Origin of the sequence: Gulosibacter sediminis (genome assembly GCF_030011715.1) — a bacterium.
Lineage (GTDB): Bacteria > Actinomycetota > Actinomycetes > Actinomycetales > Microbacteriaceae > Gulosibacter > Gulosibacter sediminis.
Genome location: NZ_JASCYH010000002.1, coordinates 63,069 through 89,725 on the forward strand (window position 1 = coordinate 63,069; position 26,657 = coordinate 89,725).

Consider the following 26,657-nt stretch of genomic DNA (forward strand, 5'->3'; position numbering starts at 1 on the left):
CCTAGTCGTTCGATTCGTTCGCGCCGGTGAGCTGCGAGGCCCCGGCAACGTTGAGATTGGTGCCCGGAATCGCCTGCACGAGTGCCCGCGTGTATGCCTCGGTTGGGTGGTCGAGCACCTCGGTGGTGTACCCGGTTTCGACCATCTGACCCTGTCGCAATACTCCCACTCGGTCGGCGAGTTCGCGCACGACGCCTAAATCGTGCGTAATAAACAGGTACGCGACCCCGGTCTCGCGCTGGAGGCGCGCGAGCAGGTCGAGCACCTGCGCCTGCACCGAGACATCCAGGGCCGAGACGGCCTCGTCAAGCACGATGCACTCGGGCTCGGACGCAAGCGCGCGGGCGATCGCGACGCGCTGGCGCTGGCCACCCGAGAGCTGCTCGGGTCGGCGCGAGGCAAACTCCGGCGGCAGCGCGACGGAGTCGAGCAACTCCGCGACCCGCGCATCCCGCTGCTTCGGTGCGACGACCGAGAACTCGCGAAGCGGCTCGGCGATGGTCTGGCCGATGGTGCGCAATGGGTTGAGCGAGGCGAACGGGCTCTGGTGCACAAGCTGGAACCGGCGGTGCAGCTCGCGAGCGGCCTCGCCGCGGGCGCCCGTCACGTCCTCTCCCGCGAACCTGACGCGACCCGACGTGGCCGGTTCAAGCTGCAGCGCGACGCGCGCCGTCGTCGTCTTGCCCGAGCCCGATTCGCCGACGAGCGCATAGGTTTCGCCCTTGTGGATGTGCAGGCTCACGCCCCCCACGGCGTCGAGGGTCTCGCCTCGGCGAATGCGATAGGTCTTGTGCACGTCCTCGAGCTCGAGCAGTGGCGCGTCGCTCGCGTCGACGAAATGCCGCTCGCGCACGACGGTGCGGCCGAGGCCCGGAGCCGCCGCGACCAGCGACTTCGTGTACTCGTGCTTCGGTGCCCGCAGCACGACCGCGGCCCTGCCGGTCTCGACGACCTTGCCGTGCTGCATCACGACGATGCGGTCGGCGCGGTCGGCCGCGACGCCGAGGTCGTGGGTAATGAGGAGTACCGCGAGGCCGCGCTCGCTGCGCAGTTGCTCGAGCCGGTCGAGAATCTGCCGCTGCACCGTCACGTCGAGGGCCGAGGTCGGCTCGTCGGCGACAAGCAGCTCGGGGTCACCCGCGAGGGCGGCGGCGATGAGCGCGCGCTGGCGCAGGCCGCCGCTGAGCTGCGACGGCAGCTGCTGCGCGCGCACCTCGGGCTGGTCGACCCCGGCCTCGGCAAGCAGCTCGATCGCGCGCTTCGGCGCGGCCGACCGCGAGGCAAGGCCGTGGATGCGCAGGGTCTCGGCGACCTGTCGACCAACCGGCAGCAGCGGATCGAGCGAGAGCGTCGGGTCCTGCGGCACGAGCGCGAGCTGCGCGCCGCGCACGCGGTGCCACTCGCTGCGGCTCAACCCGGCGAGGTCGAGGCCATTGAACGCGAGTTCCTCGGCGCGCGACGTGGCGTTGCTCGCAAGCAGGTGCAGGACGGCTCGGGCGAGCGTCGACTTGCCCGAACCGGACTCACCGACGATCGCGACGATCTCGCCGCGGTTGACCTCGAGGTCGATGCCCGCGACACCGGCGACGTCGCCGCCGTCGGTCTGGTAATCGACGTGGAGCTGGCGTACCCGCAGCAGCGGCGTGGTTGTTGCAGTCGTCATCACTTACCTGCCCGTGCGATTCGGTTCGAAATGTAGGAGGTGGCGAGCACGACGATTGCGATCACGAGCCCCGGCAGCACCGTCAGCCACCAAGCGGTCGCCATGTAGTCCCGGCCGGCCGAGATCAGCGCGCCCCACTCGGGCACGTCTGGCGGCGCACCGAAGCCGAGGAAGCTCAGCGACGAGATGGCGAGCAGCGCGACGCCGAATTCGAGCGCGATGAGCGAGATCACCGGCGTGATCGAGTTCGGCAGGATGTGGCGCCAGAGCACGGTGTACCAGCGGGCGCCGCTCATGAGCGCGGCCTCGACGTAAACGGCCTGCGCATTCTGCAGCACCGATGAGCGCATGACGCGGGCGAAGGTCGCCATCGACGTGATTCCGACGGCCACGCCGATCTCGACGATGCCGAAGCCGAGCGAGGCGACAATGGCGATCGAGAGGAGGATGGCGGGGATCGAAAGAAACACGTCGACGATGCGCATGACCACCTCGTCGACCCAGCCGCGCAGGTAGCCCGCGAGCAGGCCGAGCACCGAGCCGACCACGAAGCCGAGCCCGACCGCGAGTGCAGCCGCCGAGAGCGTCACCGAGGCGGCGTAGACGGTGCGGGCGTAAACATCTTGCCCGAGTTGGTTTGTGCCGAAGGGATGCGCGCCCGAGGGCGCCTGAAGCCGGTCGGCGGTGTCGACCGCAGCCGGGTCGGTCGCGGTGAACAGGCCGGGCCAGATGGCCCACGCGACGACGACGAGCACGATCAGCACGGCGACGCCGAGGCCAATGTTGCCGGCGAGGCCGACCTTGCGGCGAGCGCCAGCGTTGCTGGTGACTTGGGTGAGCGAGGTCACTATGCCGCCACCTTTCCGGTCAGCGCGATTCGGCGGTCGATGAGCGGGGTCACGAAGTCGACGAGGAGGTTGATCACGACGAACACGAGCGCCGCGATCGTAACGATCGCGAGTACGACCGAAATCTCGCTGCTCTCGACCGCGCCGATCAGCTCGCGGCCGAGCCCGTTGCGCGAGAACACCGTCTCGGTCACGACGGTGCCACCGAGCATGCCGGCGACGAGGATGCCGACCATGTTGAGGGAGGGCAACGCCGCGCCGCGCAGTGCGTGGCCGAACACGATGCGGGGGCGCGTGGCACCCTTCGCCCGCACCTGCTCGGCGTAGGCGCTCGCCATTTCGATGCGCAGGCTCGAGGCGAGCACCTGGGCGAGGTACGCGCCGGTCGTGATCGCGAGCGAGAGCGCAGGAAGCACGATCGAGGCGAACGTGCCGGTGTTGTAGGCGGGGAACCAGCCGAGGCCGAACGAGAACGCCTGCAGCAGCAAGAGGCCGAGCCAGAACGACGGCAGCGAGATCGCGATGGGCGGCAGCGCCGAGAGCAGCCCGCGCAGCCAGGCGGCGCGGGGGTACACCGAGGCGATGCCGACGACGAGGCCGATGATGAGCGCGAACACGAGCGCGACGCCAACAAGTTCGAGGGTGTTCGGCAGCGAGCGAGCGATGATCTGTGAGACGGGCTCACCGGTGCCGACGGTGACGCCGAAGTCACCGCGCACGGCACCGAACAGGGCCGCAACATACTGCACGTACCAGGGTCGGTTCAGGCCGAGCGCCTCTCGGCGGGCTTCGAGCGCCGCCGGGTCGGACGTATCCACGCCCGCTGCCGCGACCGCGTCGCCGGGGAGGAAGAAGAGGATGAGCCAGGCCGCGGTGAACGCGGCCCAGATGATGAGGACGCCGAAGCCGATGCGGCGCAGAAGGTAGGTCGCCATCGTTACTGCTCCGTCCAGGCGCTAGCGAAGTCGACGCGGCTCGAGGCATCAAACGTGATGCCGTGCGTGGTCGGCGACGACACGATCGTGGTCGAGAGCTGCATGACCGGAATCACGGCGCCCTGCTCAAGGATGAGCGCGACGGCCTCGTCGACCGCCTCCTGCCGCTGCTCGGGGTCGGAGATCTCGTCGATGCGCTGGAGCGCCTCGTCGATGCTCGTGTCGGGGCGGTTTTCGTTGAAGAGCGCGTTCGGACCGATCAGGCTGCTCATCGCGCTCGGGTCGGCCCGGGTCGAGTTCACCCACCACAGGGCACGCGAGCCGTCCCCGATGGTGCCGGTCTGCTGCGCGACGGTGGTCTGCTTGAGCTGCATATCGACGCCGATGTCCTTGAATTGCTGCTGAATCAGCTGGAGCGCGTCGCCCGTCGGCTGCCAGTAGTCGAGGGTGAAGCTCAGTCGCTCGCCGTCCTTCTCGCGCACACCGTCGGCGCCGAGCTCCCAACCGGCCTCGTCGAGCAGCTGGTTCGCGAGGTCGACGTCATACGCAAACTCGTCGGAGACGTCGTTGTAGAGCGGCGTCGTGTCGCTGAGCACCGAGGTGGCCGGGCGGTCGTTTGGCGTGAGTAGCGAGTTGACGGCGTCGCGATCGATCGCGTGCATGAGCGCCTGGCGCACGGCCGGGTCTTTGCCCACCGTGCTGTCGAAGTTGACGAGGAAGCCGTAGACCTGGCCCGGGTTCGCCCGGTTGTTGAGCTCGAAGCCGCGCTCCGAGAAGATCTCCTGGTCGCGCGCCGAGATGTTGTTCGACGCCTGAATCTGGTTGCTCAGCAGCGTGCCCGTCAGGGTCGACGACTCAGGAATGACGGCGAAGCGAAGCTCGTCGAGGTAGGGCGCACCCTGGTTCTCGACGCTCGGCGGCGCCCAGGCGTAGTCCTTCCGACCCTTCAGCACGGCGATCGTGTCTGGCTCGTAGCGGTCGAGGGCGAACGGGCCAGAGCCCGCGAAGTCGCCGGCGCAGCGGTCGGCCTGCGACTTCTTCGTCGACTCGGTTGAGATCATCCCGAGTGCCTGCGACGCGGAGGCCTGCAGGAAGTCGCCGCGGGGCGACGCAAAGGTGAGCTGCACCGTCATATCGTCGGGCGTCTCGACCGATTCGAGGCCGGTGGTGTACCGCGCGCCAAGCACCGCGACGGCACCCATTTCGAGGATGCTGTCAAAATTCGCCTTGACCGAGGCCGCATCGACCGGTGTGCCGTCGGAGTAGCTCGCGCCGTCGGCGAGGTGGAAAGTGAACTCGGTCGACTCGTCATTGATCTCCCACGAGCTTGCCAGCCACGGCTCAATCTCGCCCGTGTCGGGGTTCTGCCACGTCAGCGACGCCACGAGCGGCTTACTCATGACGATCGCGTCGTTCGACGAGACCTGTTGCGGGTCGATGCAGCCGAGGTCGTCGGGCAGTCCGTACACGAGCGTGCCACCCGTCTGCGGGGTGGTGGCATCGCCGCTGCTCGTCGTCGTGGTGCTGGCCGCGCAGCCGGTAAGCGCGAGCACAGCTGCGGCGAGCATCGGAACGATGCGGATGCGCGAGGCCATAGAGCTCCTTGAGCGGGTTGGATCGGTTGCCTCGGAAACATATGCACGTGCACCAAAGCCCCCACGAACTTAGTGAACAGTGAGCCGATGTCTCGCAGCGCCACGATCCACGTCGTCACGATTCGTCACGTGTCGTCATTCCTCGTCACAGTTGCGATTCGCCGTTGTGCGGACGTCGACAGATTTGCTAAATGCGAACGTCGCGGCCGATTCTTGCGCGACCTGCGCCCGGCGCATCCGCGTCGCTTAGAATTGGCGGATACCGCAGTCAACGTAGAAGGACACCATGGCGAAGAATTCGGCGAGCGAGCAGAACGTCCCCGAGTCGAGCGACGAGGCCGCTCAGGCCCCGGCCAAGAAGGGACCAACGCCGCGCCGTAGGGACGCCGAGGCGGCGAACTTCCGCCCGCTCGTGCCCGAGGACCGCAAGGAGGCCAAACGCCAGTCGAGGGCCAAGATGCAGGTCGAGCAGCAGAAGGCGCGCGAGGGCATGGCCCGGGGCGACGACCGCTACCTGCGCCCGAACGAGCGCGGTCCGCAGAAGCGCTACCTGCGCGACTTCATCGACGCGCGCATCACGCTCGGCGAGTGGCTCCTCCCCCTCATGTTCCTCGTGATCTTCGCCACATTCATTCCGCAGACGAACGCCGCGGTCTGGGCGATGATGTTCATCTGGGTCTACCTCGCGCTCTGCGTCGCCGAGGGTCTGCTCTACGGCGTAATGATTCGCCGCAAGGTGCGTGAGGTCGTCGGCGACGACAAGACCGAAAAGGGCTTCCTCTTCCAAGCCATGGGCCGCAGCATGCAGATCCGCATGCTGCGCATGCCGAAGCCGCAGGTGAAGCGCTTCGACAAGGTCGAGTTCACCGGCCGCTAGCGCGCCAGCTCGCGGTTGATCGCCGCGGCCCACATCGGTCCCTCATAGAGGAACGCCGTGTAGCCCTGCACGAGCGTCGCCCCGGCGTCGAGCCTCGCGCGCACATCGCCGGCGCCAGTGACGCCGCCGACCGAGATGACGCAGAGGTCGTCGCCGAGCGCGGCCCGCACGAGGCGCAGCACTTCGAACGAGCGGTTCGCGAGCGGCGCCCCCGAAAGGCCGCCGGCGCCGTACGCCTCGACGACGCGGGCGGGGGCGCGCAGGCCAGCACGCGAGATCGTCGTGTTCGTCGCGACGACGCCCGCGAGCCCGACACGTCGCACGAGCTCGCCGATGCGCTGGATCGCGTCGTTCTCAAGGTCGGGCGCGATCTTGACGAGCAGGGGCACACCGTCGGCCGCATCGAGGGTCTCGCGCAGGATCGGCTCGAGCGCGTCAAGCTCCTGCAGACCGCGAAGGCCCGGAGTATTCGGCGACGACACGTTGATGACCAGGTAGTCGGCCTCGTCGCGCACGGCCTTCGCCGCGGCAACGTAGTCGGCGACCGCATCCTCATCACGTGTCAGCTTGTTCTTGCCGATGTTGACACCGACGATGGCACCGCGGTTGCGGCGCGCGCGCAGCGACGCCGCGGCCCCCTCGGCGCCGTCGTTGTTGAAGCCCATGCGGTTGATCAGGCCACGGTCGCGGGGCAGACGGTACATCCTCGGCTTCGGATTGCCCGGCTGCGCGAGCGGCGTCACGGTGCCCACCTCGACGTGGCCGAAGCCGAGCGCCGCGAGGCCGTCAACCATGTCGGCATTCTTGTCGAAGCCGGCCGCGAGGCCGAAGGGCGAGGGGAACTCGAGTCCGAGCGCGCTCGTGCGCAGCCGCGCATCCGGCTTGGTGAAGCGACCGAGCACCGCCGCGAGCGGTCGCAGCGACCCGATCCAGCGGATTACCGTGGCACCGAAGTGGTGGGCCTTCTCGGCATCCATGCGTCGAAAGACGCAGTTGAAGACAACGCGGTAACCGGCTCGAGCGAGTTGCAGCAGCACTGGGATTCCTTCGCTATTCGGACTGGTCGAGCGGCTCGCCGTCGACGGTCTCGTCGGAGTACTTCGGCACGATGTCGTCGTGCTTGAGGTGTTGGATCGCCTGCTCGAAGTCGTTCAGCGAGGCAAAGCCCTGATACACGCTCGCGAAGCGGAGGTACGCGATGTCGTCGAGCTCGCGCAGGAACGGCAGGATCGCGAGGCCGATCTCGTTCGCCTCGACCTGCGAAGCGCCAGACTGCCGGATCGTCTCTTCGACCTTCTGCGCGAGCTGCGCGAGGTCGGCATCGGTGACCGGGCGGCCCTGGCACGCCTTGCGCACGCCCGACATCACCTTGTCACGCGAGAACGACTCGGCGACGCCCGAGCGCTTGATCACGCTGAGGCTCGCGGTCTCCAGCGTCGAGAAGCGGCGATTGCAATTCGGGCACTGGCGACGACGACGAATCGCGTAGCCGTCATCGGTGGTGCGCGAGTCGATGACGCGCGAATCGGGGTGGCGACAGAAGGGGCAGTGCACGGCGCTACTCCCCCGTCGTCGCGCGGGCGGCGACCGCCGCGGCGTGGGCCGGCAGGTCTTCCGCGAGCGCCACCGCGCTGAGGCGATCGGCGACGTCGGCGAGCGCCGCGGCGTCGTAGCGAATGATCTGTTGGGCGCGCAGGAACGTGTAGGCGCCGAGGCCGGCCGAGTGCGCCGACTGGCCGCCTGTGGGCAGCACGTGGTTCGATCCGGCGATGTAGTCGCCGAGCGGCACGGGCGAGTTCGGGCCGAGGAAGATCGCGCCCGCGTTCGTGATGTTGTGCAGCGTCGCGTCGTCGTCGGCGGTGTGAAGTTCGAGGTGCTCGGGGCCGTAGACGTTCGACACGGCGCAGGCCGCGGGAAGGTCGTCGACGAGCACGATCGCCGACTGCTGGCCCGAGAGTGAGACGTTGACGCGCTCGGCGTGCTTGGTCGCGGCGGCGATGGCCGCGAGTTCGGTCGCCACCGCGTCGGCGAGCGCCTGGCTGTCGGTGACGAGCACGGCCGCGGCCAGCTCGTCGTGCTCGGCCTGGCTAAGCAGGTCGGCGGCGATGAGCCGCGGCTGCGCGGTCTCATCGGCGATGATGAGGATCTCGGTGGGGCCGGCCTCGGCGTCGATGCCGACCTGGGCACTGACGGCCCGCTTCGCCGCCGCGACCCAGACATTCCCCGGGCCGGTGATGACGTTGACCGGCGCAAGGTCGAGCTCGGCGACGCCGTAGGCGAGCGCGCCAATCGCGCCCGCGCCACCCATCGCATACACCTCGGTGACGCCGAGGATGCCCGCGGCGGCAAGGATGGTCGGGTGCGGCAGCCCGCCGAACTCGGCCTGCGCGGGCGAAGCGAGGGCGATCGACCGCACGCCAGCCGCCTGGGCGGGTACCACGTTCATGACAACGCTCGAGGGGTACACGGCCTTACCGCCGGGTACGTAGAGCCCGACGCGGTCGACCGGCTGCCACCGCTGCTCGATCATGGCGCCGTTCCCGAGTTCGGTGCGCGCGGGCGGCGGCACCTGGGCCGCCGAGCCGAGCCGCACGCGGCGAATCATTTCGTCGAGCCCGGCACGCACCTGCGCATCGAGCCCCGCGACGGCGTCATCAATGGCCTGCTGCGGCACCCGGAGGTGCTCAGGGCGCACCCCATCGAACTTCTCGGCCTGCTCGCGCAGCGCATCCGCCCCATGCTCGCGCACGTCTTGGATGAGCTGGGTCGCGCCGGCGAGCGCACGGCTCACGTCGACCTCGGGGCGGGGCAGGGCGTCGCGCAGCTGCGCGGCCGAAAGGTCGCGGCCGCGCAGGTCAATGAGCTGGATCATAGTGATCCCATTCTAATGACGAGCGCGCGGTGCCCCGCACCCCGAACCCGTCGCTAGCTGACCGAGCCGGGGCCGAGCAGTGCAGCGAGCTCCGAGTAGATCGCCGACCCGAGCGACACCCGGTGCGGCAGCTCGAACACGCGCACCGATTGCTGCGTCTCGAGGTGCAGGCGCACCTCCGACTCGCCTATGTTGCGGCGCAGGAGTTCATCGAGTTCGGTCACGACCGTCTCGGTCGCCCGCACATCGGGCAGCGTCAGGGTGAGCGGCGGGTTGTCGCCGACCGACAGGTGCGGCACCGTGATTCCCTGCGCCGTGATGTTGATGCCGTCGTCGCGGTGCTGCGCCCGGCCACGAATCACGGCGATCGTGTCGCTCTCGAGCTGATCGCGGTATTCGAGGTAGGTCTTGCCGAGGAACATGACGGTGATCTCGCCGCCGAAGTCCTCGAGCGAGACGAGGCCGTACGGGTTGCCCGAGTTGCGCGCCACGCGGTGCTGCACCGTCGTAATGAGCCCGGCGATCTGCACCTGCTCGCCATCGCGTACCTCGGTGTCGCCGACGAGGTCGAGGATCGGCGTGGCCGAGAGCTTCGACAGCTCGACCTCAAGCCCCTTGAGCGGATGGTCAGATACGTAGAGGCCGAGCATGTCCCGCTCGAAGGCGAGCTTGTCCTTGCGCGTGAACTCTGGGCGCTCCGGCACCACCTGCTCTTCTTCCTCGAACTCCATGAGCCCCACGAAGAGGTCGACCTGGCCATGGGCCTCGTTGCGCTTGCGGCTTACGGCCGCGTCGATCGCGTCCTCGTGAATCTCGAGCAGCGCGCGGCGCGTCGGGCCCATCGTGTCGAAGGCACCTGCCTTGATGAGCGATTCGACGGTGCGCTTGTTCGCGACCGAGATCGGCACCTTCTTGAGGAAGTCGTGGAACGAGGTGAAGTCACCCTGGTCCTCGCGCGCCTTGATGATCTCGGCGACGACCTGCTCGCCCACGTTCCGCACGGCGCCGAGGCCGAAGCGGATGTCGTGGCCGACAGCGCGGAAGCGCAGGGTCGACTCGTTCACGTCGGGCTGCAGCACCTGGATGCGCATGCGGCGGCACTCGTTGAGGTACTCGGCGAGCTTGTCGCGCGAGTCACCCACCGAGGTGAGCAGGCCGGCCATGTACTCGGGCGCGTAGTGCGTTTTGAGGAACGCGGTCCAGTACGAGATCACGCCGTACGCGGCCGAGTGCGCCTTGTTGAACGCGTAGTCCGAGAACGGCAGCAGGATGTCCCAGAGCGCCTTCACGGCCGCATCCGAGAAGCCGTTCTGATTCATGCCCTCCGAGAAGATCGCGAACTGCTTGTCGAGCTCGGACTTCTTCTTTTTACCCATCGCGCGACGCAGTAGGTCGGCCTGGCCGAGCGTGTAGCCAGCGACCTTCTGCGCGATCGCCATCACCTGCTCCTGGTAGATGATGAGGCCGTACGACTCCGAGAGGATGTCGGCGAGCGGCTCTTCGAGCTCGGGATGGATCGGCGTGATCGGCTGCTGGCCGTTCTTGCGCATCGCGTAGTTCGTGTGCGAGTTCGCGCCCATGGGGCCGGGGCGGTACAGCGCGATGGTCGCCGAAACGTCGTCGAAGTTGTCGGGGCGCATGAGGCGCAGCAACGAGCGCAGGCCGTTGCCATCGAGCTGGAACACACCGAGCGTGTCGCCGCGGCTCAGGAGTTCGTACGTCGCCTTGTCGTTGAGTTCGAGGGTCTCGAGGTCGATCGTCTCGCCGCGGTTCTGCGTGATGTTCTCGAGCGCATCCGAGATGATCGTGAGGTTGCGCAGCCCGAGGAAGTCCATCTTGATCAGGCCGAGCGACTCGCACGAGGGGTAGTCGAACTGCGTGACGATCTGGCCGTCCTGCTCACGCTTCATGAGCGGGATCACGTCGATGATCGGCTGCGATGACATGATCACGCCGGCCGCGTGCACACCCCACTGGCGCTTCAGGCCCTCGATGCCCTTCGCGGTCTCGAACGCCTTCTGGAAGTCGGGGTTCGACTCGATGACGGCACGCATCTCCCCCGCTTCCTTGTAGCGCGGGTGCGTCGTGTCGTAGACACCGGCGAGCGGGATGTCCTTGCCCATAATCGCCTCGGGCATCGCCTTCGTGAGTTGGTCGCCGACCGAGAAGGGGTAGCCAAGCACGCGCGAGGCATCCTTTAGCGCCTGCTTCGACTTGATCGTGCCGTACGTAACGATCTGCGCGACGTACTCGTCGCCGTACTTTTCGGTGACGTAGTGGATCACCTCGGAGCGGCGACGGTCGTCAAAGTCGATATCGAAGTCGGGCATCGAGACGCGGTCGGGGTTGAGGAAGCGCTCGAAGATCAGGCCGTGCTCGAGCGGGTCGAGGTCGGTAATGCGCATCGCGTAGGCGCACATCGAGCCGGCGCCCGAGCCGCGGCCCGGGCCGACGCGCACGCCGTTCTCCTTCGCCCACTGGATGTAGTCGGCAACAACGAGGAAGTAACCCGGGAAGCCCATCTGGGTGATGATGCCGATCTCGTAGTCGGCCTGCTTGCGCACGTCATCGGGGATCGTGTCGCCGTAGCGGTAGTGCAGGCCGCGGTCGACCTCTTTCACGAACCACGTCGCCTCGGTCTCGCCCTCGGGTACCGGAAACGCGGGCATGTAGTTTGCCCCTTCGTCGAAGGCGGCCGAGCAGCGCTCGGCGATCAGGAGGGTGTTGTCGCAGCCCTCAGGGAACTCGCGGAACTGGTGCCGCATCTCCTCGGCGGTCTTGAGGTAGTACCCCTCGCCGTCGAACTTGAAGCGATTCGGGTCGTCGAGGGTCGAACCCGACTGCACGCAGAGCAGCGCCGAGTGTGCGACTGCGTCTTCCTTGTGCGTGTAGTGGAGGTCGTTCGTGATGACCATCGGCAGGTCCATGTGGTCGCGCAGCTTGAGCAGGTCATCGCGCACGCGGCGCTCGACGCCGACCCCGTGGTCCATGAACTCGAGGAAGAAGTTGTCCTTGCCGAAGATATCGCGGAACTCCCCCGCGGCCTCGACCGCCGCATCCCACTGCCCTAGCCGCAGACGCGTCTGCACCTCGCCCGAGGGGCAACCCGTCGTCGCGATGACGCCCTTGGCGTAGCGCTGCAGCAGCTCACGGTCCATGCGCGGCTTGAAGTACTGCCCCTCAATCGACGCGTACGACGAGAGTCGGAATAGGTTGTGCATGCCCTCGGTGGTCTCGGAAAGCATCGTCATGTGGGTGTAGGCGCCACCACCCGAGACGTCGTCACCGCCGCCGTTGCCCCAACGCACGCGCGAGCGGTCTGAACGGTGTGTGCCCGGCGTGAGGTACGCCTCGGTGCCGATGATCGGCTTAATGTCGTAGCGCTTCGCTGTGCGGAAGAACTCGTACGCCGAGAACATGTTGCCGTGGTCGGTAGTGGCGATCGCCGGCATACCGAGTTCGGCCGCGCGTTTGATCATGTCCTCAATCTTCGCCGCGCCGTCGAGCATCGAATACTCGGTGTGGTTGTGCAGGTGAACGAACGAGTCTGATGCCGCCACGGTGTTCCTCCAAGCTCTTGCGAAGCCTCGAGTCTACTCGGGCTGACCTGCCCGGAGGAGTTCGAGGGCATGTTGCAGATCGGCCGGATACTCCGAGCTGAACTCGACGTAGCCGCCACGCTCGGGATGCTCGAAACCGAGTTTCACGGCGTGCAGCCACTGCCGCTCGAGGCCCAGCGCGGCCGCGAGCTTCGGGTCGCCGCCGTACAGTGGGTCGCCCATGCACGGGTGGTGCTGAGCCGACGTGTGCACGCGGATCTGGTGTGTGCGGCCCGTCTCGAGGTGCACTTCGATGAGCGAGCCGCGGCGGAACGCCTCAAGCGTCTCATAGTGGGTAATTGACGGCTTGCCGCCAGCGACCACCGCGAACTTCCAGCTCGAGCCGGGATGCCGGCCGATCGGCGCGTCGATCGTGCCCGAGAGCGGATCGAGCAGTCCCTGCACGACCGCGTGATACGTCTTGTCGACGGTGCGGTCGCGGAACGCCTGCTTGAGCACCGAGTAGGCGCGCTCGGTCTTCGCCACGACCATCAGGCCGCTCGTACCGACGTCGAGGCGGTGCACGATGCCCTGGCGCTCCGGCTGCCCAGAGGTCGAGATGCGGAAGCCCGCCGCAGCGAGCGCGCCGAGCACAGTCGGGCCAGTCCAACCCACCGAGGGATGCGCGGCGACGCCGACCGGCTTCATCACCACGACGAAGCTCGTCTCGTCGTGGACAATCTCGAGCTCGGGCACCTCGATCGGCTCAACCTGGAGGGGCCGCTCGGGTTCCCACTCGACGTCGAGCATCGCGCCGGCCCGCAGGCGGTCCGATTTGCCGACGACCCGGCCGTCCAGGCGCACCGTGCCCCGATCGGCGATCGCTGCAACGCGCGAACGGCTGAGCCCGAGGAGCTTCGAGACCCCGGCATCCACCCGCTCGCCGTCGAGGCCATCGGGCACCGGAAGCATGCGTGATTCCATGCCTAGGCCCGTGTGCTTCCGTCGGGCGTCGACTCGACGTCATCCGCCGGCTCGTCGTCGCTGCGCCTGCGACGACGACCGTCAAGGCCGACGTCGAGAATCGTGAGCAGCACGAACAGGCACATCCCCACGACCACGCCGATGTCGGCGACGTTGTAGATCGCCGGCATCATCCACGGCGTCGAGATGAAGTCGACGACGTGTCCCTCACCGAACGACGGCGGCCGAAACAGTCGATCCACGAGGTTGCCGAGCGCACCGCCGAGCACGAGGCCGAACACGAGCGCCCACCACTTCGACTGGATGCGCCGGGCGAGCACGACGATGACGACGACGACCGCGGTGGCCACGACCGTGAGGATCCATGTCATGTCGGCGATCATCGAGAAGGCCGCACCAGGGTTGCGCACGAAATACCACTGCAGGGCGCTGCCGAGCACCGGCACGACTTCGCCTTCCGTCAGGTTGGTTTCGACGAGGTGCTTGGTGAATTGGTCGAGGGAAAACCAAACAACAGCGATTCCGACCAGGAGTGCAAGGACTCCTGGCCGGACTCGCCGTTTGGGGAATTCATCGCTCACGCGGTGCTAGTTCTTCGCCTCGCCACCGTCGAACTCGTTGCTCGAAGCAGTGAATTCTTCGAGCTGACCCTCGATGTAGCTGCGCAGCTGCGTGCGGTAGCTCGCCTCGAAGCCGCGCAACTCTTCGATGCGCTCCTCGAGTCGGCTCTTCGTGTTCTCAAGGCTCGTCGTGATCTCGCGCTCGCGGGTCTCCGCGTTCGTGATCAGCGTCTTCGCCTTGTTTTCAGCCTCGCTCACCAGGCGGTTCGCGTTGGTCTGCGAGTCCTGAGTGCGCTTGGTCGCGGCGGCCTCGGCCTCCTGAACACGCTTGGTCGCGACCGCTTCGGCGTCGGCCTTGCGCTTCTTCGCCTCGGCCTCGGCATCAGCAACGAGCTTCGACGCCTTCGTCTCGGCTTCCTTGATGAGCTGATCGCGGGTGCGAGTACCTTCGGCGACGTGCTCGTCGTGGAGCCGACGGGCAAGGGCGAGGAGCGAAGAGATCGACGCTGCCTCGTCTTCGCCAGCGCCGAGCGCGGCGGCGGGTGCAGCGGCCTGAGCTGCGGGAGCCGAAGCCGCGGGGGCCTCCTGCTTGGCCGGTGCCTCGGGCGCTTCGGCCTCGGACTCGGCAGGTGCTTCGGGCTGGGCCTGCGCTGCCGCCGCGGGTGCGGACGCACCCTCCGACTGCAGTCGCTCGTTTTCGGTGCGCAGTTCGTCGTTCTCGGCGATCAGGCGACGCAGTTCAACAACAACTTCATCAAGGAAGTCGTCTACTTCGTCCTGGTCGTATCCCTCCCGGAACTTCGTCTGCTGAAAACGCTTATTGACCACGTCTTCCGGAGTCAGTGCCATTTCCGACCCTTTCGTTTCGACAAGAAGTTTGGTACCGATCACACTACGGTACTTGTGCCACGTTCGTCACATTCCCTAGCGGTGAACCCGTCCACGATAGCGGGCAAGTCTTAGAAGAAGATGCTCCGCACGACGATCGAGAGGACGCTCAGCGCGATGATCACGACGATCCAGGCGAGGTCGAGCGCGACAGGACCAACCCGCAACGGCTTGATCCAGCGGCGCACGAACTTCAGCGGTGGATCGGTCAGCGTGTAGACGAATTCGGCCAGCAACAGCACGAAGCCGCGCGGCCGGAAGCTCGGCACGAGCACAACCACCCAATCGAGGATGAGCCGCGCCCACATGACGAAGTTGTAGAGCTGCAGGGCGATCAGCAGGATCGTGCCAATGAGAGCCAAAGGGGGCGCGCTTTCTGTGAGGTTCAAGCGGTCGGGCGAGCGACCACCTAGTTATTCTGCCAGGCTCTGGGAAAACAGCCATCGGCGGCGCACCGTATTCGGTGCACCGCCGAGGTGATCACACCTGGAGGCCGGAGGCCCTACCGCCTAGGCGAAGAAGGTCGGGTCGTCGTTGCGAACGTGCTGCTCGTCACCGTGCACGTTGACGTGCTCGGGCGTGAGCAGGAACACGCGGTTCGTGACGCGCTCGATACGACCGTTGAGACCCTGGGTGAGGCCCGACGCGAAGTCGATGATGCGGCGCGCGTCGGCGTCGGTCATCTGCGAGAGGTTCATGATGACGGGCACGCCATCGCGGAAGCTCTCGGCGATGAGCTGGGCGTCCTTGTCGTAGGCCTTCGGGTGGACGGTGAGGATTTCGTTCATCTCTCCAACTGCTGTGGTCGAGGGCTTCGGAGCTGGCGCGGGGGTCATCGTCGGCTTGATCGGCGTCACGGGGGCCGAGAACTCTTCCTCCTGCACCGCCTCGACGCGGTCGGTCTGCACGGCCCCCGGCGCCGGTGCCGGGCGTGCGGATGCGGTCGTCGCAGTGGTCTCTTCCTGCTCCTCGGCGAGGCCGAGGTAGACCATGGCATTGCGAAGGGGGTTAGCCATTGTTGCCTCCTGTGATTGGTGTTACTCCACGTTATTGCTGGCCGGGCCGTTTTCCGGTGATTGCCTCGCCGATTCGCAGGTGTGTTGCTCCCTGTGAAATTGCTGAATGGAAGTCGTGGGACATGCCCATCGACAGCCAATCGGCGTCGGGCGCGAGGGTGCGGATGCGCTCCGAAGTTTCGCGCGCCCGCGCGAACGCGGCCTCGGGCTCCATGTCGATCGGAGCGACGGTCATCACGCCGCGAAGCCGCAGCGTGGGAGTTGCGAGGATGCGCTCGGCGAGCGACTCAGCCTCGGTCAGCGGCACGCCTCCGCGGCTCGTGTCGCCATCGATCGAGAGCTGAATCGTCACATCGACCGTCACGTCCTCGAGCTTCCCGAGGGCCTCGACGAGGTCCTCGCGGTCGATGGACTCGATGACGTCGGCGTAGCGCGCGACCTGCCGGGCCTTGTTGCGTTGGAGCCGTCCGATGAAGTGCAGGTGGGCGTCCGCCACCTCGTGGGCAACCTCGGCCTTGAGCCGCGATTCTGGGTGGCGGTTCTCACCGAAGTCACGCACGCCGAGCTCAGCAAGGGCGCGCACGATTTCGGGGTCGTGGAACTTCGTGACAGCGACGAGCGTGATCTGTTCCGCAGAGCGGCCGGCTGCGTCCGCGGCAGCAGAAATGCGCTCGCGCACCGTCTCGAGACGGTGCGCGAGCTCTGCGTCACTCCCCCATGAGGGCGAAACGGGCGTAGTGGTCACGACGATCTAGCGCAGAAAGTCGGGGATGTCGAGGTCGTTCTCGTCCTCACCGTACGAGGCGTCGGCATAGGGCGACTCGGTCTGGCGCGGCGAGATGGTCGGCGCCTCGGCGGTCGACCACGCGGGGCTCTCGCCGAGACGCGGGGCCGCCTCTTCGGCGGGCTTGCGCTCGGCCGGCTGCTCGGTCGAGCCTGCCGCGTTGGCCGAGTTCGAGGTGTTGGCCGAGGCGTTGGTCGAGGCGTAGGCCGGTGCCTGCGGCTCCTCCTGCTTCGCCGACTGGTTGCGCGCGGTGGCCTCTTCGAGCGAGGGCAGCGGGCTCGGCGCCGACTTCGGGATCTCTGCCTCGTCGAGCGGACGGGGCTGGCCACCGTCGAAGCCGGCGGCGATGACCGTCACGCGCACCTCGTCGCCGAGAGTGTCGTCAACCGCGGTACCGAGAATAATGTTCGCGCCCTCGTGCACGGCGTCGCGCACGAGCTGCGCGGCCTCGGCGACCTCGAACATGCCGAGGTTCGAGCCACCCTGCACCGACAGGAGCACGCCGTGCGCGCCCTCGATCGAGGCTTCAAGCAGCGGCGACGCGACCGCGAGTTCGGCGGCCTTCACCGAGCGGTCAGCGCCGCGCGAGGTACCAATACCCATGAGGGCCGAACCGGCACCCTGCATGACCGACTTCACGTCGGCGAAGTCGACGTTGATCACGCCCGGATTGGTGATGAGATCGGTGATGCCCTGCACACCGGCGAGGAGCACCTGGTCGGCTGTGGCGAACGCCTCGAGCATGGAGATGCCGCGGTCGCTGATCGCGAGCAGGCGGTCGTTCGGCACGACGATGAGCGCGTCGACCTGCTCCTTGAGCGCGGCGACGCCGTGTTCGGCCTGGTCGGCGCGGCGACGACCCTCGAACGAGAACGGCTTCGTGACGACACCGATGGTGAGAGCGCCGAGCGACTTCGCGATGCGCGCGACGACGGGCGCGCCACCCGTACCGGTGCCGCCACCCTCACCGGCGGTGACGAAGACCATGTCGGCACCGGTGAGCGCCTCCTCGATCTCCTCAACGTGGTCTTCGGCGGCGCGACGGCCAATCTCCGGGTCGGCGCCGGCGCCGAGGCCGCGGGTAAGTTCGCGGCCGACGTCGAGCTTGACGTCGGCGTCCGACATCAGCAGCGCCTGCGCGTCAGTGTTGATCGCGATGAACTCAACGCCGCGCAGACCGATGTCGATCATTCGGTTCACGGCATTCACGCCACCGCCACCAACGCCGACGACCTTGATTACGGCGAGGTAGTTGTTCGTTGCTGCACTGGTGTTCGACACGTGAGCGGCCCCTTTGTCGTGGTCGTGTTGGGCGGGATTTCGAGAGCAACCCTAGAAGCGGGAATTGCGCCCGCACCCCAGGCATGCCGGGCGTGTTGCCCAGGTGGCCCAAATCGCTTCAACCCCGGGTTGAAGCTTTCCGCCTAGTGGGTGACCGGCGTGTCGGGACTCGAAACGTCGTACGACGAGATGCCGACGTCCTGTGTCGCAGTGATCAACGAGGTGAGCACCTGCGCCTTGCGCTGCGAGTCCTCAGCGCTACCCCACGTCACGGTCGCGCCGCTCGTGAGGTGCAGCACGACACTTTCGGGCGAGGATGCGGTGATCTTCGCGACCTGCGCACGGAAGTCGCTCGGTAGCGCGAGCGACACGCGCCCCGCGGCCAGGAAAGCCTCGGAGCCGAGCGAGCCCGCATCCATCACCGGCAGCGTGAGCTCCTCGTCGGGCGCGCCCTCGCCGCCGACCTGCCAGAGTACGACGCCGGCCGCGTCAACAACGGCCTCGCCCGCATCCTGCTCGTACCGGCCGATGGGCTCGCGTTCGACGAGCTGCACCACGAGCGTCGAGGGTGGTGTGCGCTGCACGGTGTAGCTCTGCACGAGCACGAACTCCTCGAGCAGCGCCTCCACGTCGTCGTTCGACACCTGCGCGAGCGGTTTCCCCTCGAGGGGCGCAAGCGCCTCCTGCACAACCGCGGGGTCGAGTCGTGAGGTGCCCTCGACCTCGATCGTGCGCACGCTCATGAGCGGTGTAAACACCGCGACGAGGACAAACGCGATAAGCAGGGCGAACGAGCTCAGCCCGATGAGCCAGCCGCGGCGTCGAGCGACGCGCCGGCGGGTAAATCGACGCACCTCGGCGCGATCATGGCGACGCCGAGCGAGGCTCGCGCGCCAGACGGCGCCGATGCCACCGCGACGACGCGCGCCGCCCTGGTCCTCTGGAGTGCCGCTAGTCACGCCCGCTTCCATCTGCGTCGCGCTCGCGCAGCGCGTCGAGCAGCTGCGGCACGATGCGGTACACATTGCCGCAGCCGAGGGTGATGACGTAGTCGCCGGGTTCGGCGACGCGGGCAACGGCCTGCGCCGCGTCACTCCAGTCGGGCTGGTATTCGACGAGGCTTGCGTCGCTGAATGCCTCCGACACGAGCGCGCCCGTGACGCCCGGCACCGGGTCTTCGCGGGCGCCGTCGACATCGAGCACGATCGTGTGGTCGGCCAGGCGCTCGTAGACTTCGGCGAACACATCGCTCATGGCCTGCGTGCGCGAGAACAGGTGCGGCTGGTGCACTGCGATGATGCGGCCCTCACCCACGACGGTGCGCGCCGCTGAGAGCGCCGCCTCGACCTCAGCCGGGTGGTGGGCGTAGTCGTCGTAGACGCGAACGCCGTCGACCTCGCCCTGGAGGTCAAAGCGCCGCTTTGTGCCGCCGAAGGCGCGCAGGGATGCTGCGGCAGCCTCGAGCGTGAAGCCGAGGTGAAGCAGCACGGCAAGGGCACCTGCGGCGTTGAGGGCGTTGTGGCGGCCGGGCACCGCAAGCTGCGCGGGCACTGTCATGCCGTTGGCGGTGAGGTCAAACGCGACCCCGCCGTCGGCCGTGGTGATGTTCGTGACGCGAACATCGTTGTGCTCGCCTTCACCAAAGCGCACCACGTGGGGGTGCTCGAGCTGCGCGGTGATTTCAACCGCGAGTCGATCGTCGCCCGAGACGATGACGGCCTCGTTCGCCCGGTTCGCGAACTGCACGAACGCCGCTTCGAAGGCCTCCTCGGTGCCGTAGTGGTCGAGATGGTCGTTGTCGACGTTGGTGATGAGCGCGATCGAGGTGTCGTAGAAGAGGAACGAGCCGTCGGACTCGTCGGCCTCCACGATGAACTCGCGGTCGGCCCCGAGGTGCTCATTCGTGCCGAGCGAGCTAATGACGCCACCGTTGACGAAGCTCGGGTCGGCCCCGAGTTCGAGCAGGGAGCTTGCGATCATGCCCGTCGACGTGGTCTTGCCGTGCGCCCCGGCGACGGCGACCACGCGCGCGGCGCGAGTCAACCAGACCAGCGCCTGCGAGCGGTGCAGGATGTTCAGGCCGCGTTCGCGCGCGAGCACGAGCTCCGGGTTGTCAGGCCAAAGCGCCGAGGTGACGACGACGGTGTCAACCGACTCGTCGAGGTTCGCGGCGTCGTGCCCGATCGAGACCGTCGCGCCAGCCTGCGCGAGCTTCTCGGTGTAGTCGTTGCCAGAGCGATCGGAGCCCGAGACGGTGACGCCGCGCTGCAGGAACATCGTGGCGATGCCGCTCATGCCAGAGCCGCCGATGCCGATGAAGTGGGCGTGACGAATCACCTCAGGAATCTGTGCGTTCGCGTCGGGGCTAATCACGGTGCTTCTCCTTCAAGGCGACGCTCGAATCGCGCCGCCGCCAGCGTTTCAGGATAGTCGGCTCGGCCAAATTAGGCTCGGGCGCCACGCGCCGCATCCGCGACGGCCGCGTCGATCATGGCGAGCAGCTGCTCGGCCGCATCCCTGGCACCGAGTTGGCCCGCTCGGCGACCGAACTCGGTGCGCCGCGCGGCATCGGCCAACACGGGCAGGAGCTCGCCCTCGACGCGCGCCGGGAGGAACTCGCCGTCGGCAATGGTCATGGCGGCGTTCGCCTCGAGCAGGGTCGCGATGTTCTTCGCCTGCTCGCCGTTGCCGACGGCATACGGCACATAGAGCGCGGGCAAGCCAACGGCCGACAGCTCGGAGACCGTCGAGGAGCCGGCGCGAGTGACGATGAAGTCGGCAGCCGCGAACGCGAGGTCCATGCGGTCGCAGTATTCGACGACGTGGTAGTGCGGCAGCTGTGGGTCGTCGAATGGCGAGAGCCGGCCGACGATGTGCACGACCTGCCAGGCGTCGTCGCCGTGCGCCCCGCCAACGAGCTTCGGGCCGAGCTCGCGTATGGTCTCGTTGATGCGCTTCGCGCCCTGCGAGCCGCCCGTCACGACAAGGGTGCGTCGCTCGGCGTCGAGCCCGAAGTAGTCGATCGCCTCGGCGCGGCTCGCCTCGCGGTCGAGCTCGGCGATCTCGCGCCGCAGCGGCATACCGAGGGCTTTCGCCCCGGCGAGGGGCGTGTTCGGAAACACCACGGCGACGCCCGCGGCCCACTTAGCTCCGAGGCGGTTCGCCAGCCCAGGGATGGCGTTCGCCTCGTGCACGATCACGGGAATGCGCTTGCGGGCCGCGACATACGCGGGAGTGGAGGCGAAGCCGCCGAAGCCGACCACAACATCCACCCCGCGGTCGCGGATAATCTCGCGCACCTGCCGTACGGCGCGCTGGAATCGCACGGGGAACTTCACCGCGGCCCCGTTGAGCCGGCGAGGGAACGGCACCTTGTCGATCGTGAGTAGCTCGTAGCCGCGTTCGGGCACGAGCCGCGTCTCGAGGCCCTCCTTGGTGCCCAGCACGAGCACCGTCGCGTCGGGATGCGCTGCGCGGATACTGTCGGCCGTGGCGAGCAGCGGGTTGACATGGCCGGCGGTGCCTCCGCCCGCGAGCAGGTATGTGTTCATGCCCTTGGTGCCTTTCGTGACGACGGCCGCGAGCTCGCGGAGCCGGAGGATGGTTTGGGGTTCGCTGCGGCCTGCCGCTTCGCGTTGTCCTTCGCGACCGAGAGCACGAGGCCGACCGAGAACAGTGAAGTGATGAGGGCCGAGCCGCCGGAGCTCAACAGCGGCAATGGCACGCCAAGTACCGGCAGGAGTCCGAGCACGACGGCGATGTTGACGAACGCCTGGAAGATGAACCAGACGAGCACGCCGCCGACGAGCGTGCGGCCCGCCACGTTGTCGGTCTCGCGCCAGATGCGCAGCAGCACGACCGCCAGTGCCGCAAAGAGCAGAATCACCGCGAGGGCGCCAATGAGGCCGAATTCCTCGCCGATGATCGCGAAGATGAAGTCGTTGTCAGCCTCGGGGAGCCACGACCATTTCGCCGTCGAGTTGCCGAGCCCGACACCGAAGATGCCGCCGCTCGCGAGGGCGAAGAAGCCGTGCGAGGTTTGCCAGCAGAGGCCCTCGTAGTCGCACGAGCCGTCGAAGAAGCTCGTGATGCGGGCGACTCGGTTGGGTGAGACAACCGCCATCGTCACGGCGCCGACAACGGCGAACAGCGTCGCACCGATGATGTAGCGGGCGCGCAGGCCACCGAACCAAAGCGCGCCAAGCACGAGGGCCCCGATCACCATGACGGTGCCGAGGTCCTTGCCGAGCAGCGCGAGCAGGATCACAACGCCGACCGGCAGCCCGATCGGTACGATCACCTCTTTCAGCTGCGTCAGCTTGTCACCCTTGCGAGCGATGATCATGCCGAGCCACATGACGAGCGCGACCTTCGCGAACTCGGCGGGCTGCACCGTCGTGGGTCCGAGGTCGAGCCACGAGCGGTTGCCGTTGATCTCGGTGCCGAGCGGGGTGAACACGAGGGCCTGCATGACCACGGCAACACCGAGCGCGAGCCAGGCGAACGAGCCGGTCCAAAACTGCAGCGGCACGCGCGACGCGATCCACATGAGCGGCAGGCCAATTGCGGCGAAGATGAGCTGCTTGAGGAACTTCGTCGAGAACGTGTTCCCCGCTGCGAACTCCTCGACTGCCGAGCTCGATAACACCATGATGAGGCCGAAGGCCACGAGCACAAGGATGATGCCGAGCAGCAGCGTCGCGTTGAGGTTCGCGGGGTGCTCGCTCGAGAAGAGCTTGATGCGGTAGGCCGAGCCGCTCGTCGCGGCCCCCGTCGCGTTACGCTTCGTCGCCTGGGCTTGCGGCATCCTGGCCTGCTCCCCCCTGCGCGATGCGCTCTACTGCCGCGCGGAACTTGTCGCCGCGGTCGCCATAACTGTCGAACTGATCCATGGATGCCGCCGCCGGTGCGAGTAGCACGGTGTCGCCGTCCTGTGCCACTTCGGCGGCGCGACGAACGACCTCCGGCATGACCTGACTAGTTTCGCGCACGTCGATCTCAATGAGCGGCACGGCGGGCGCGTGTTGCTCGAACGCCTCGCGCACGGCATGCCGATCGACGCCGATAATGACCGCGGCGCGCAGGCGGGCCGCGTGCGCGGCCACGAGCGGCGAGATGTCGACGCCCTTGAGCAGGCCGCCGACCACCCAGATCACCGAGCGATAGGCCGACAGTGAGGCCTCAGCCGCGTGCGTGTTCGTCGCCTTCGAGTCGTCGACCCACATGACGCCGGCCTCGTGGAGCACGAGCTCGTTGCGGTGCTGGTCGGGCGTGAACGTGATGATCGCCTCGCGAATCGCCGCCGGCTCGATGCCGTAGGAGCGCGCGAGCGCGGCCGCCGCGAGCACGTCCTCGACGAGGTGACGCGCGCCGAGGTTGCGGGCCCGGAGGTCGTCGAGGGTTGCGAGCTCGAGCGCCGAGTTGCGGCGGTCGTCGAGGAAAGCCCGGTCGACGAGGAGCCCGTCAACCACACCGAAGTTGCTCGGCGGTGGTACGTCGACGCCAAAGCCGATGGCGCGAGCCCCGTCGATCACGTCGGCCTGCTCGACGAGCCGCTCGGTCTCTGGGTCGCCGAGGTTGTACACACACGCCTGCTGCGTGCGGTCGTAGGCCCGACCCTTCGCCGCCCGATACGCGTCGAAGCTGCCGTGCCAATCGAGGTGGTCTTCGGCGATGTTGAGCACAACGCTCGACCATGGCGAAACGGTGTGGGTGTAGTGCAGCTGGTAGCTCGAGATTTCGACGACGAGGACCTCGAAGCCCTCGGGGTCGCGAACCCCGTCGAGCACAGGGATGCCGATGTTGCCGGCCGGCGCGACGCGCACACCGCCGCGAGCCACCATGTGTGCGGTGAGTTGCGTTGTCGTGGTCTTCCCGTTCGTACCGGTGACGAGCAGCCACTGCGAGGGCGTACCGGTCTTGTCGCGCAGGCGCCAGGCGAGCTCAATGTCGCCCCACACCGGCAGTCCCTGCGCTTCAGCCCAGCGCAGCAGCGCGTGGTGCGGCGCGTAGCCGGGCGAGGTGACCACCAGCTCGGGGGCGAAGTCGACGAGTTCGCTCGGCACCGCATCCTGCTGCGGAGCGAGCACGAGCGGAACGTTCAGCACCTGAAGGATGCGCTCGCGATCGTCGTCGGGCTTGCCTGCGATGACGAGCACGTCGGCGCCGAGTTCGGCGAGCGTGTCGGCCACGGCGAACCCGGTCATGCCGAGGCCAAACACAGCAACCTTGAGGCCGCTCCAGTCGTGATGCCAGCTGGTCAGTGCGTCGGTGCGCGCGCTCATTATTCGACCATCCCGCTCGCGAGCGACCACTCGGCGTAGAAGATCGCGAGGCCCGCAACGGCGAAGAGCCCGGCGACGATCCAGAACCGCACGACGACGGTCTGCTCTGCCCAGCCCTTGAGCTCGTAGTGGTGGTGGATCGGGCTCATCAAGAAGATGCGCTTGCCGCCCGTGGCCTTGAAGTAGAGACGCTGCACGATGACCGAGCCGGTGTCGATGACGAAGAGGCCGCCGATGATGACGAGCAGGAGCTCGGTGCGGGTAATGATCGCGAACGCGGCGAGCGCGCCGCCGAGAGCCAGCGAACCGGTGTCGCCCATGAAGAGCTTCGCCGGCGAAGTGTTCCACCAGAGGAACCCGATGAGGGCACCGACAATGGCGGCCGCGACGATGGTCATGTCGAGCGGCGCGTAGACCTCGTAGCACGCGCCCGTGACCTGATTCGAGAGGCGGTCGCTGCCGCAAAGCTGGTTGAACTGCCAGTAGCCGATGATGCCGTAGGTGCCGATCGCGCAGATCGACGCGCCGGTCGCGAGCCCGTCGAGGCCGTCGGTGACGTTGACCGCGTTCGAGGCCGACGTGGTGATGGCGACAATCCAGATGACGACGAGGATCGTGCCCGCAACGACGCCGAGCGCCATGAAGTCGATGCCGGTGTCGCGGATCACCGACACCTCGCTCGAGATGAGGGGGACGCCGAGCTCGTTCGTCACCTGCAGGCCGATGAGGGCGAACAGCGCCGCGACGATCACCTGACCGGCGATCTTCTGCCAACCGCCGAGGCCGAGCGATTGATGCTTGCGCACCTTGAGGAAGTCGTCAATGAAACCCACGAGCCCGTGGCCGACCATCATGAACAGCACGAGCAGGCCCGCGGCAGTCGGCTGCGTCTGTGTGACGAGCACCGCGAAGAAGTAGGCCACCAGGGTGGCGAGCACGAAGACGATGCCACCCATGGTCGGGGTACCGCGCTTCGCGTAATGCTCCTTCGGGCCATCCTCGCGAACGTACTGACCCCACCGAAGCTTGTTAAATAGCCGGATAAACACCGGCGTGAGCGTCAGCGTGAACAGCATCCCGACCGCGCCGGCGATGAGGATTGCAATCACGAGATACGTCCCTTCACATATTCTCCGAGTCGGTCAGCGAGCTTCATGAGCCCCGCGGAGTTCGATGACTTCACCAGCACGAGGTCGCCGTCGCGCAGCTCACTCGTAAGCAGCTCGTATGCGGCATCGGCATCTTCGGTGAATGACGCCTCATTATTCCAGCTCCCCTGCGCGATCGCGGCGAGGTAGAGCGGCCTGGCGTCACGCCCAACTACAACGATTCGGTCAATGTTGAGTCGAACCGCGAGTTCGCCGAGCTTGTCGTGCTCAGTCACGGCGTACTCGCCGAGCTCCGACATCGGTCCAAGCACGGCGACCGTGCGCTGCCCCTCGGCCGCAATCTGCGCGAGCGTGCGCAGGGCCGCCGACATCGAGTTCGGGTTCGCGTTATAGGCGTCGTTGATGACCGTGAGCGGCTCACGCGTGAGCACCTCCATGCGTCCCCGCTCCGCGCGCGTCACCTCGCGAAGCACCGCGGCAACCTCGGCCGCCGACACGCCTTCGACGTGCGCGGCCGCTGCGGCGGCGAGCGCGTTCATAACGTGGTGTTCGCCGATGACCGGGAAGTGAATCTGCTCAGGCTCTTCCCCCGGCACGCGCAGCGTGAAGCGGGTGCCGTCGCCGGCAACGCTCACGTCATCAGCGCGCACCTCGGCGTTCGCGCCCCGGCCGAACCAGACGACGCGGCCCGGTGCCTTCGCGGCCATCCTCGCAACGCGGGGGTCATCGGCGTTGAGAACCGCGACACCGTCGGCGCCAAGCGCCTCGACCATTTCCGACTTCGCCCGCTCGACGTTGTCGATGCCGCCAAACTCGCCGGCGTGGGCGAGGCCCACCATGAGCACGATGCCCACGTCGGGTCGCGCCATCTTCGCGAGCCGTTCGATGTGGCCGAGGCCGCTCGCGCCCATCTCGGCGACGAGCCAGTCGGTCTCTTCCGTCACCTCGAGGAAGGTGGTGGGTGCCCCGACCTCGTTGTTGAACGAGCCGATCGGCGCAACGACGTTGCCCCGGCGCGCGAACGTCTCGCGCAGCAGGTTCTTCGTCGTGGTTTTGCCGTTCGAGCCGGTCACCGCGACGACGCGCAGGCGGCCGAGGGCCCGCACCCGCGCGACCACCTCGGTGGCGAGGGCACCGAGCGCGAGCACCGTATCGGCGACGACAACCTGCGGCACGTCAAGGTCGAGTTCGTGTTCGACGATGAGCAAGGCCGCGCCGTTCTCGACCGCGGCGGGCGCAAACAGGTGGCCGTCGGTGACCTCGCCCGGCTTCGCGAAGAAGATGTCGCCTGGGGTGATCTTGCGCGAGTCGGTGTCGCTGAGGCCGCGCACGGTCGTCGCCTCGGTCGCGTCGCCGCGCAGCACCAGCGTGCCCGCGGTCGCGGACGCGATTTCCGCGAGGGTCATTGCAATCATGGTTTGG

23 protein-coding genes are annotated in these 26,657 nt (G+C 67.3%); 1 reads left to right on the forward strand and 22 read right to left on the reverse strand.

What is annotated here, in order from left to right:
- Nucleotide 1: 1 nt before the first annotated feature.
- The 4 genes from QM019_RS01485 to QM019_RS01500 are packed head-to-tail and all read right to left on the reverse strand — an operon-like array spanning nucleotide 2 to nucleotide 5,041.
- Nucleotides 2-1,663: a dipeptide ABC transporter ATP-binding protein gene (locus QM019_RS01485; protein ID WP_282851583.1), complete on the reverse strand. Its 1,662-nt coding sequence runs from the start codon at nucleotides 1,661-1,663 to the stop codon at nucleotides 2-4.
- Nucleotides 1,663-2,511 carry an ABC transporter permease gene (locus QM019_RS01490; protein ID WP_282851584.1) on the reverse strand — a complete coding sequence of 283 codons (849 nt, stop codon included), beginning with the start codon at nucleotides 2,509-2,511 and terminating at the stop codon, nucleotides 1,663-1,665. The genes QM019_RS01485 and QM019_RS01490 overlap by 1 nt, the downstream gene beginning before the upstream one ends.
- Complete coding sequence (locus QM019_RS01495) at nucleotides 2,511-3,446, reverse strand: ABC transporter permease (protein WP_282851585.1); 936 nt, start codon at nucleotides 3,444-3,446, stop codon at nucleotides 2,511-2,513. The genes QM019_RS01490 and QM019_RS01495 overlap by 1 nt, the downstream gene beginning before the upstream one ends.
- Before the next feature lie 2 nt (nucleotides 3,447-3,448).
- On the reverse strand, nucleotides 3,449-5,041 hold the full coding sequence (locus QM019_RS01500) for an ABC transporter substrate-binding protein (RefSeq protein WP_282851586.1): 1,593 nt from the start codon (nucleotides 5,039-5,041) through the stop codon (nucleotides 3,449-3,451).
- A gap of 286 nt (nucleotides 5,042-5,327) precedes the next feature.
- On the opposite strand from QM019_RS01500, the gene QM019_RS01505 reads away from it, so the two are divergent.
- Complete coding sequence (locus tag QM019_RS01505; RefSeq protein ID WP_282825533.1) at nucleotides 5,328-5,918, forward strand: DUF3043 domain-containing protein; 591 nt, start codon at nucleotides 5,328-5,330, stop codon at nucleotides 5,916-5,918.
- On the opposite strand, the gene QM019_RS01510 is transcribed toward QM019_RS01505, so the two are convergent.
- The 18 genes from QM019_RS01510 to QM019_RS01595 form a co-directional block, all read right to left on the reverse strand.
- Entirely contained in the window at nucleotides 5,915-6,955 is a 1,041-nt protein-coding gene (locus QM019_RS01510; protein ID WP_125105766.1) for a quinone-dependent dihydroorotate dehydrogenase, read from the reverse strand. The two genes, QM019_RS01505 and QM019_RS01510, sit on opposite strands and share 4 nt — an antisense overlap.
- 13 nt (nucleotides 6,956-6,968) lie before the next feature.
- Nucleotides 6,969-7,472 carry a transcriptional regulator NrdR gene (nrdR, locus tag QM019_RS01515; protein WP_125105765.1) on the reverse strand — a complete coding sequence of 168 codons (504 nt, stop codon included), beginning with the start codon at nucleotides 7,470-7,472 and terminating at the stop codon, nucleotides 6,969-6,971.
- Between the two features lie 4 nt (nucleotides 7,473-7,476).
- Nucleotides 7,477-8,790 (reverse strand): histidinol dehydrogenase, encoded by a 1,314-nt coding sequence (gene hisD / locus QM019_RS01520; protein ID WP_282851587.1) that lies wholly within the window; start codon nucleotides 8,788-8,790, stop codon nucleotides 7,477-7,479.
- Between the two features lie 53 nt (nucleotides 8,791-8,843).
- Nucleotides 8,844-12,350 carry a DNA polymerase III subunit alpha gene (dnaE, locus tag QM019_RS01525; protein WP_282851588.1) on the reverse strand — a complete coding sequence of 1,169 codons (3,507 nt, stop codon included), beginning with the start codon at nucleotides 12,348-12,350 and terminating at the stop codon, nucleotides 8,844-8,846.
- Between the two features lie 33 nt (nucleotides 12,351-12,383).
- The gene (locus QM019_RS01530; protein WP_125105762.1) at nucleotides 12,384-13,313 is read right to left on the reverse strand and encodes an RluA family pseudouridine synthase; all 930 of its coding nucleotides are present in this window, start codon (nucleotides 13,311-13,313) and stop codon (nucleotides 12,384-12,386) included.
- 2 nt (nucleotides 13,314-13,315) lie between these two features.
- On the reverse strand, nucleotides 13,316-13,894 hold the full coding sequence (lspA, locus tag QM019_RS01535; RefSeq protein ID WP_282851589.1) for a signal peptidase II: 579 nt from the start codon (nucleotides 13,892-13,894) through the stop codon (nucleotides 13,316-13,318).
- Between the two features lie 6 nt (nucleotides 13,895-13,900).
- On the reverse strand, nucleotides 13,901-14,722 hold the full coding sequence (locus QM019_RS01540; RefSeq protein WP_282851590.1) for a DivIVA domain-containing protein: 822 nt from the start codon (nucleotides 14,720-14,722) through the stop codon (nucleotides 13,901-13,903).
- A 110-nt stretch (nucleotides 14,723-14,832) separates the two neighbouring features.
- Nucleotides 14,833-15,123 (reverse strand): YggT family protein, encoded by a 291-nt coding sequence (locus tag QM019_RS01545; RefSeq protein ID WP_282851591.1) that lies wholly within the window; start codon nucleotides 15,121-15,123, stop codon nucleotides 14,833-14,835.
- 147 nt (nucleotides 15,124-15,270) lie between these two features.
- On the reverse strand, nucleotides 15,271-15,777 hold the full coding sequence (locus QM019_RS01550) for a cell division protein SepF (RefSeq protein WP_125105759.1): 507 nt from the start codon (nucleotides 15,775-15,777) through the stop codon (nucleotides 15,271-15,273).
- Between the two features lie 31 nt (nucleotides 15,778-15,808).
- Entirely contained in the window at nucleotides 15,809-16,522 is a 714-nt protein-coding gene (locus QM019_RS01555; protein WP_282851592.1) for a YggS family pyridoxal phosphate-dependent enzyme, read from the reverse strand.
- Between the two features lie 6 nt (nucleotides 16,523-16,528).
- Entirely contained in the window at nucleotides 16,529-17,842 is a 1,314-nt protein-coding gene (ftsZ, locus tag QM019_RS01560; RefSeq protein ID WP_282851593.1) for a cell division protein FtsZ, read from the reverse strand.
- 143 nt (nucleotides 17,843-17,985) lie between these two features.
- Nucleotides 17,986-18,801 (reverse strand): cell division protein FtsQ/DivIB, encoded by an 816-nt coding sequence (locus tag QM019_RS01565; protein WP_282851594.1) that lies wholly within the window; start codon nucleotides 18,799-18,801, stop codon nucleotides 17,986-17,988.
- Complete coding sequence (gene murC, locus QM019_RS01570; RefSeq protein WP_282851595.1) at nucleotides 18,794-20,215, reverse strand: UDP-N-acetylmuramate--L-alanine ligase; 1,422 nt, start codon at nucleotides 20,213-20,215, stop codon at nucleotides 18,794-18,796. The genes QM019_RS01565 and murC overlap by 8 nt, the downstream gene beginning before the upstream one ends.
- Before the next feature lie 71 nt (nucleotides 20,216-20,286).
- Complete coding sequence (locus tag QM019_RS01575; RefSeq protein WP_282851596.1) at nucleotides 20,287-21,393, reverse strand: UDP-N-acetylglucosamine--N-acetylmuramyl-(pentapeptide) pyrophosphoryl-undecaprenol N-acetylglucosamine transferase; 1,107 nt, start codon at nucleotides 21,391-21,393, stop codon at nucleotides 20,287-20,289.
- Nucleotides 21,390-22,649 (reverse strand): putative lipid II flippase FtsW, encoded by a 1,260-nt coding sequence (gene ftsW, locus QM019_RS01580; RefSeq protein WP_282851597.1) that lies wholly within the window; start codon nucleotides 22,647-22,649, stop codon nucleotides 21,390-21,392. The genes QM019_RS01575 and ftsW overlap by 4 nt, the downstream gene beginning before the upstream one ends.
- Complete coding sequence (gene murD, locus QM019_RS01585) at nucleotides 22,621-24,126, reverse strand: UDP-N-acetylmuramoyl-L-alanine--D-glutamate ligase (RefSeq protein ID WP_282851598.1); 1,506 nt, start codon at nucleotides 24,124-24,126, stop codon at nucleotides 22,621-22,623. The genes ftsW and murD overlap by 29 nt, the downstream gene beginning before the upstream one ends.
- Nucleotides 24,126-25,235 (reverse strand): phospho-N-acetylmuramoyl-pentapeptide-transferase, encoded by a 1,110-nt coding sequence (mraY, locus tag QM019_RS01590; protein WP_282851599.1) that lies wholly within the window; start codon nucleotides 25,233-25,235, stop codon nucleotides 24,126-24,128. Before mraY ends, murD begins: the two co-directional genes overlap by 1 nt.
- On the reverse strand, nucleotides 25,232-26,650 hold the full coding sequence (locus QM019_RS01595; RefSeq protein ID WP_282825562.1) for a UDP-N-acetylmuramoyl-tripeptide--D-alanyl-D-alanine ligase: 1,419 nt from the start codon (nucleotides 26,648-26,650) through the stop codon (nucleotides 25,232-25,234). The genes mraY and QM019_RS01595 overlap by 4 nt, the downstream gene beginning before the upstream one ends.
- Nucleotides 26,651-26,657: the final 7 nt, after the last annotated feature.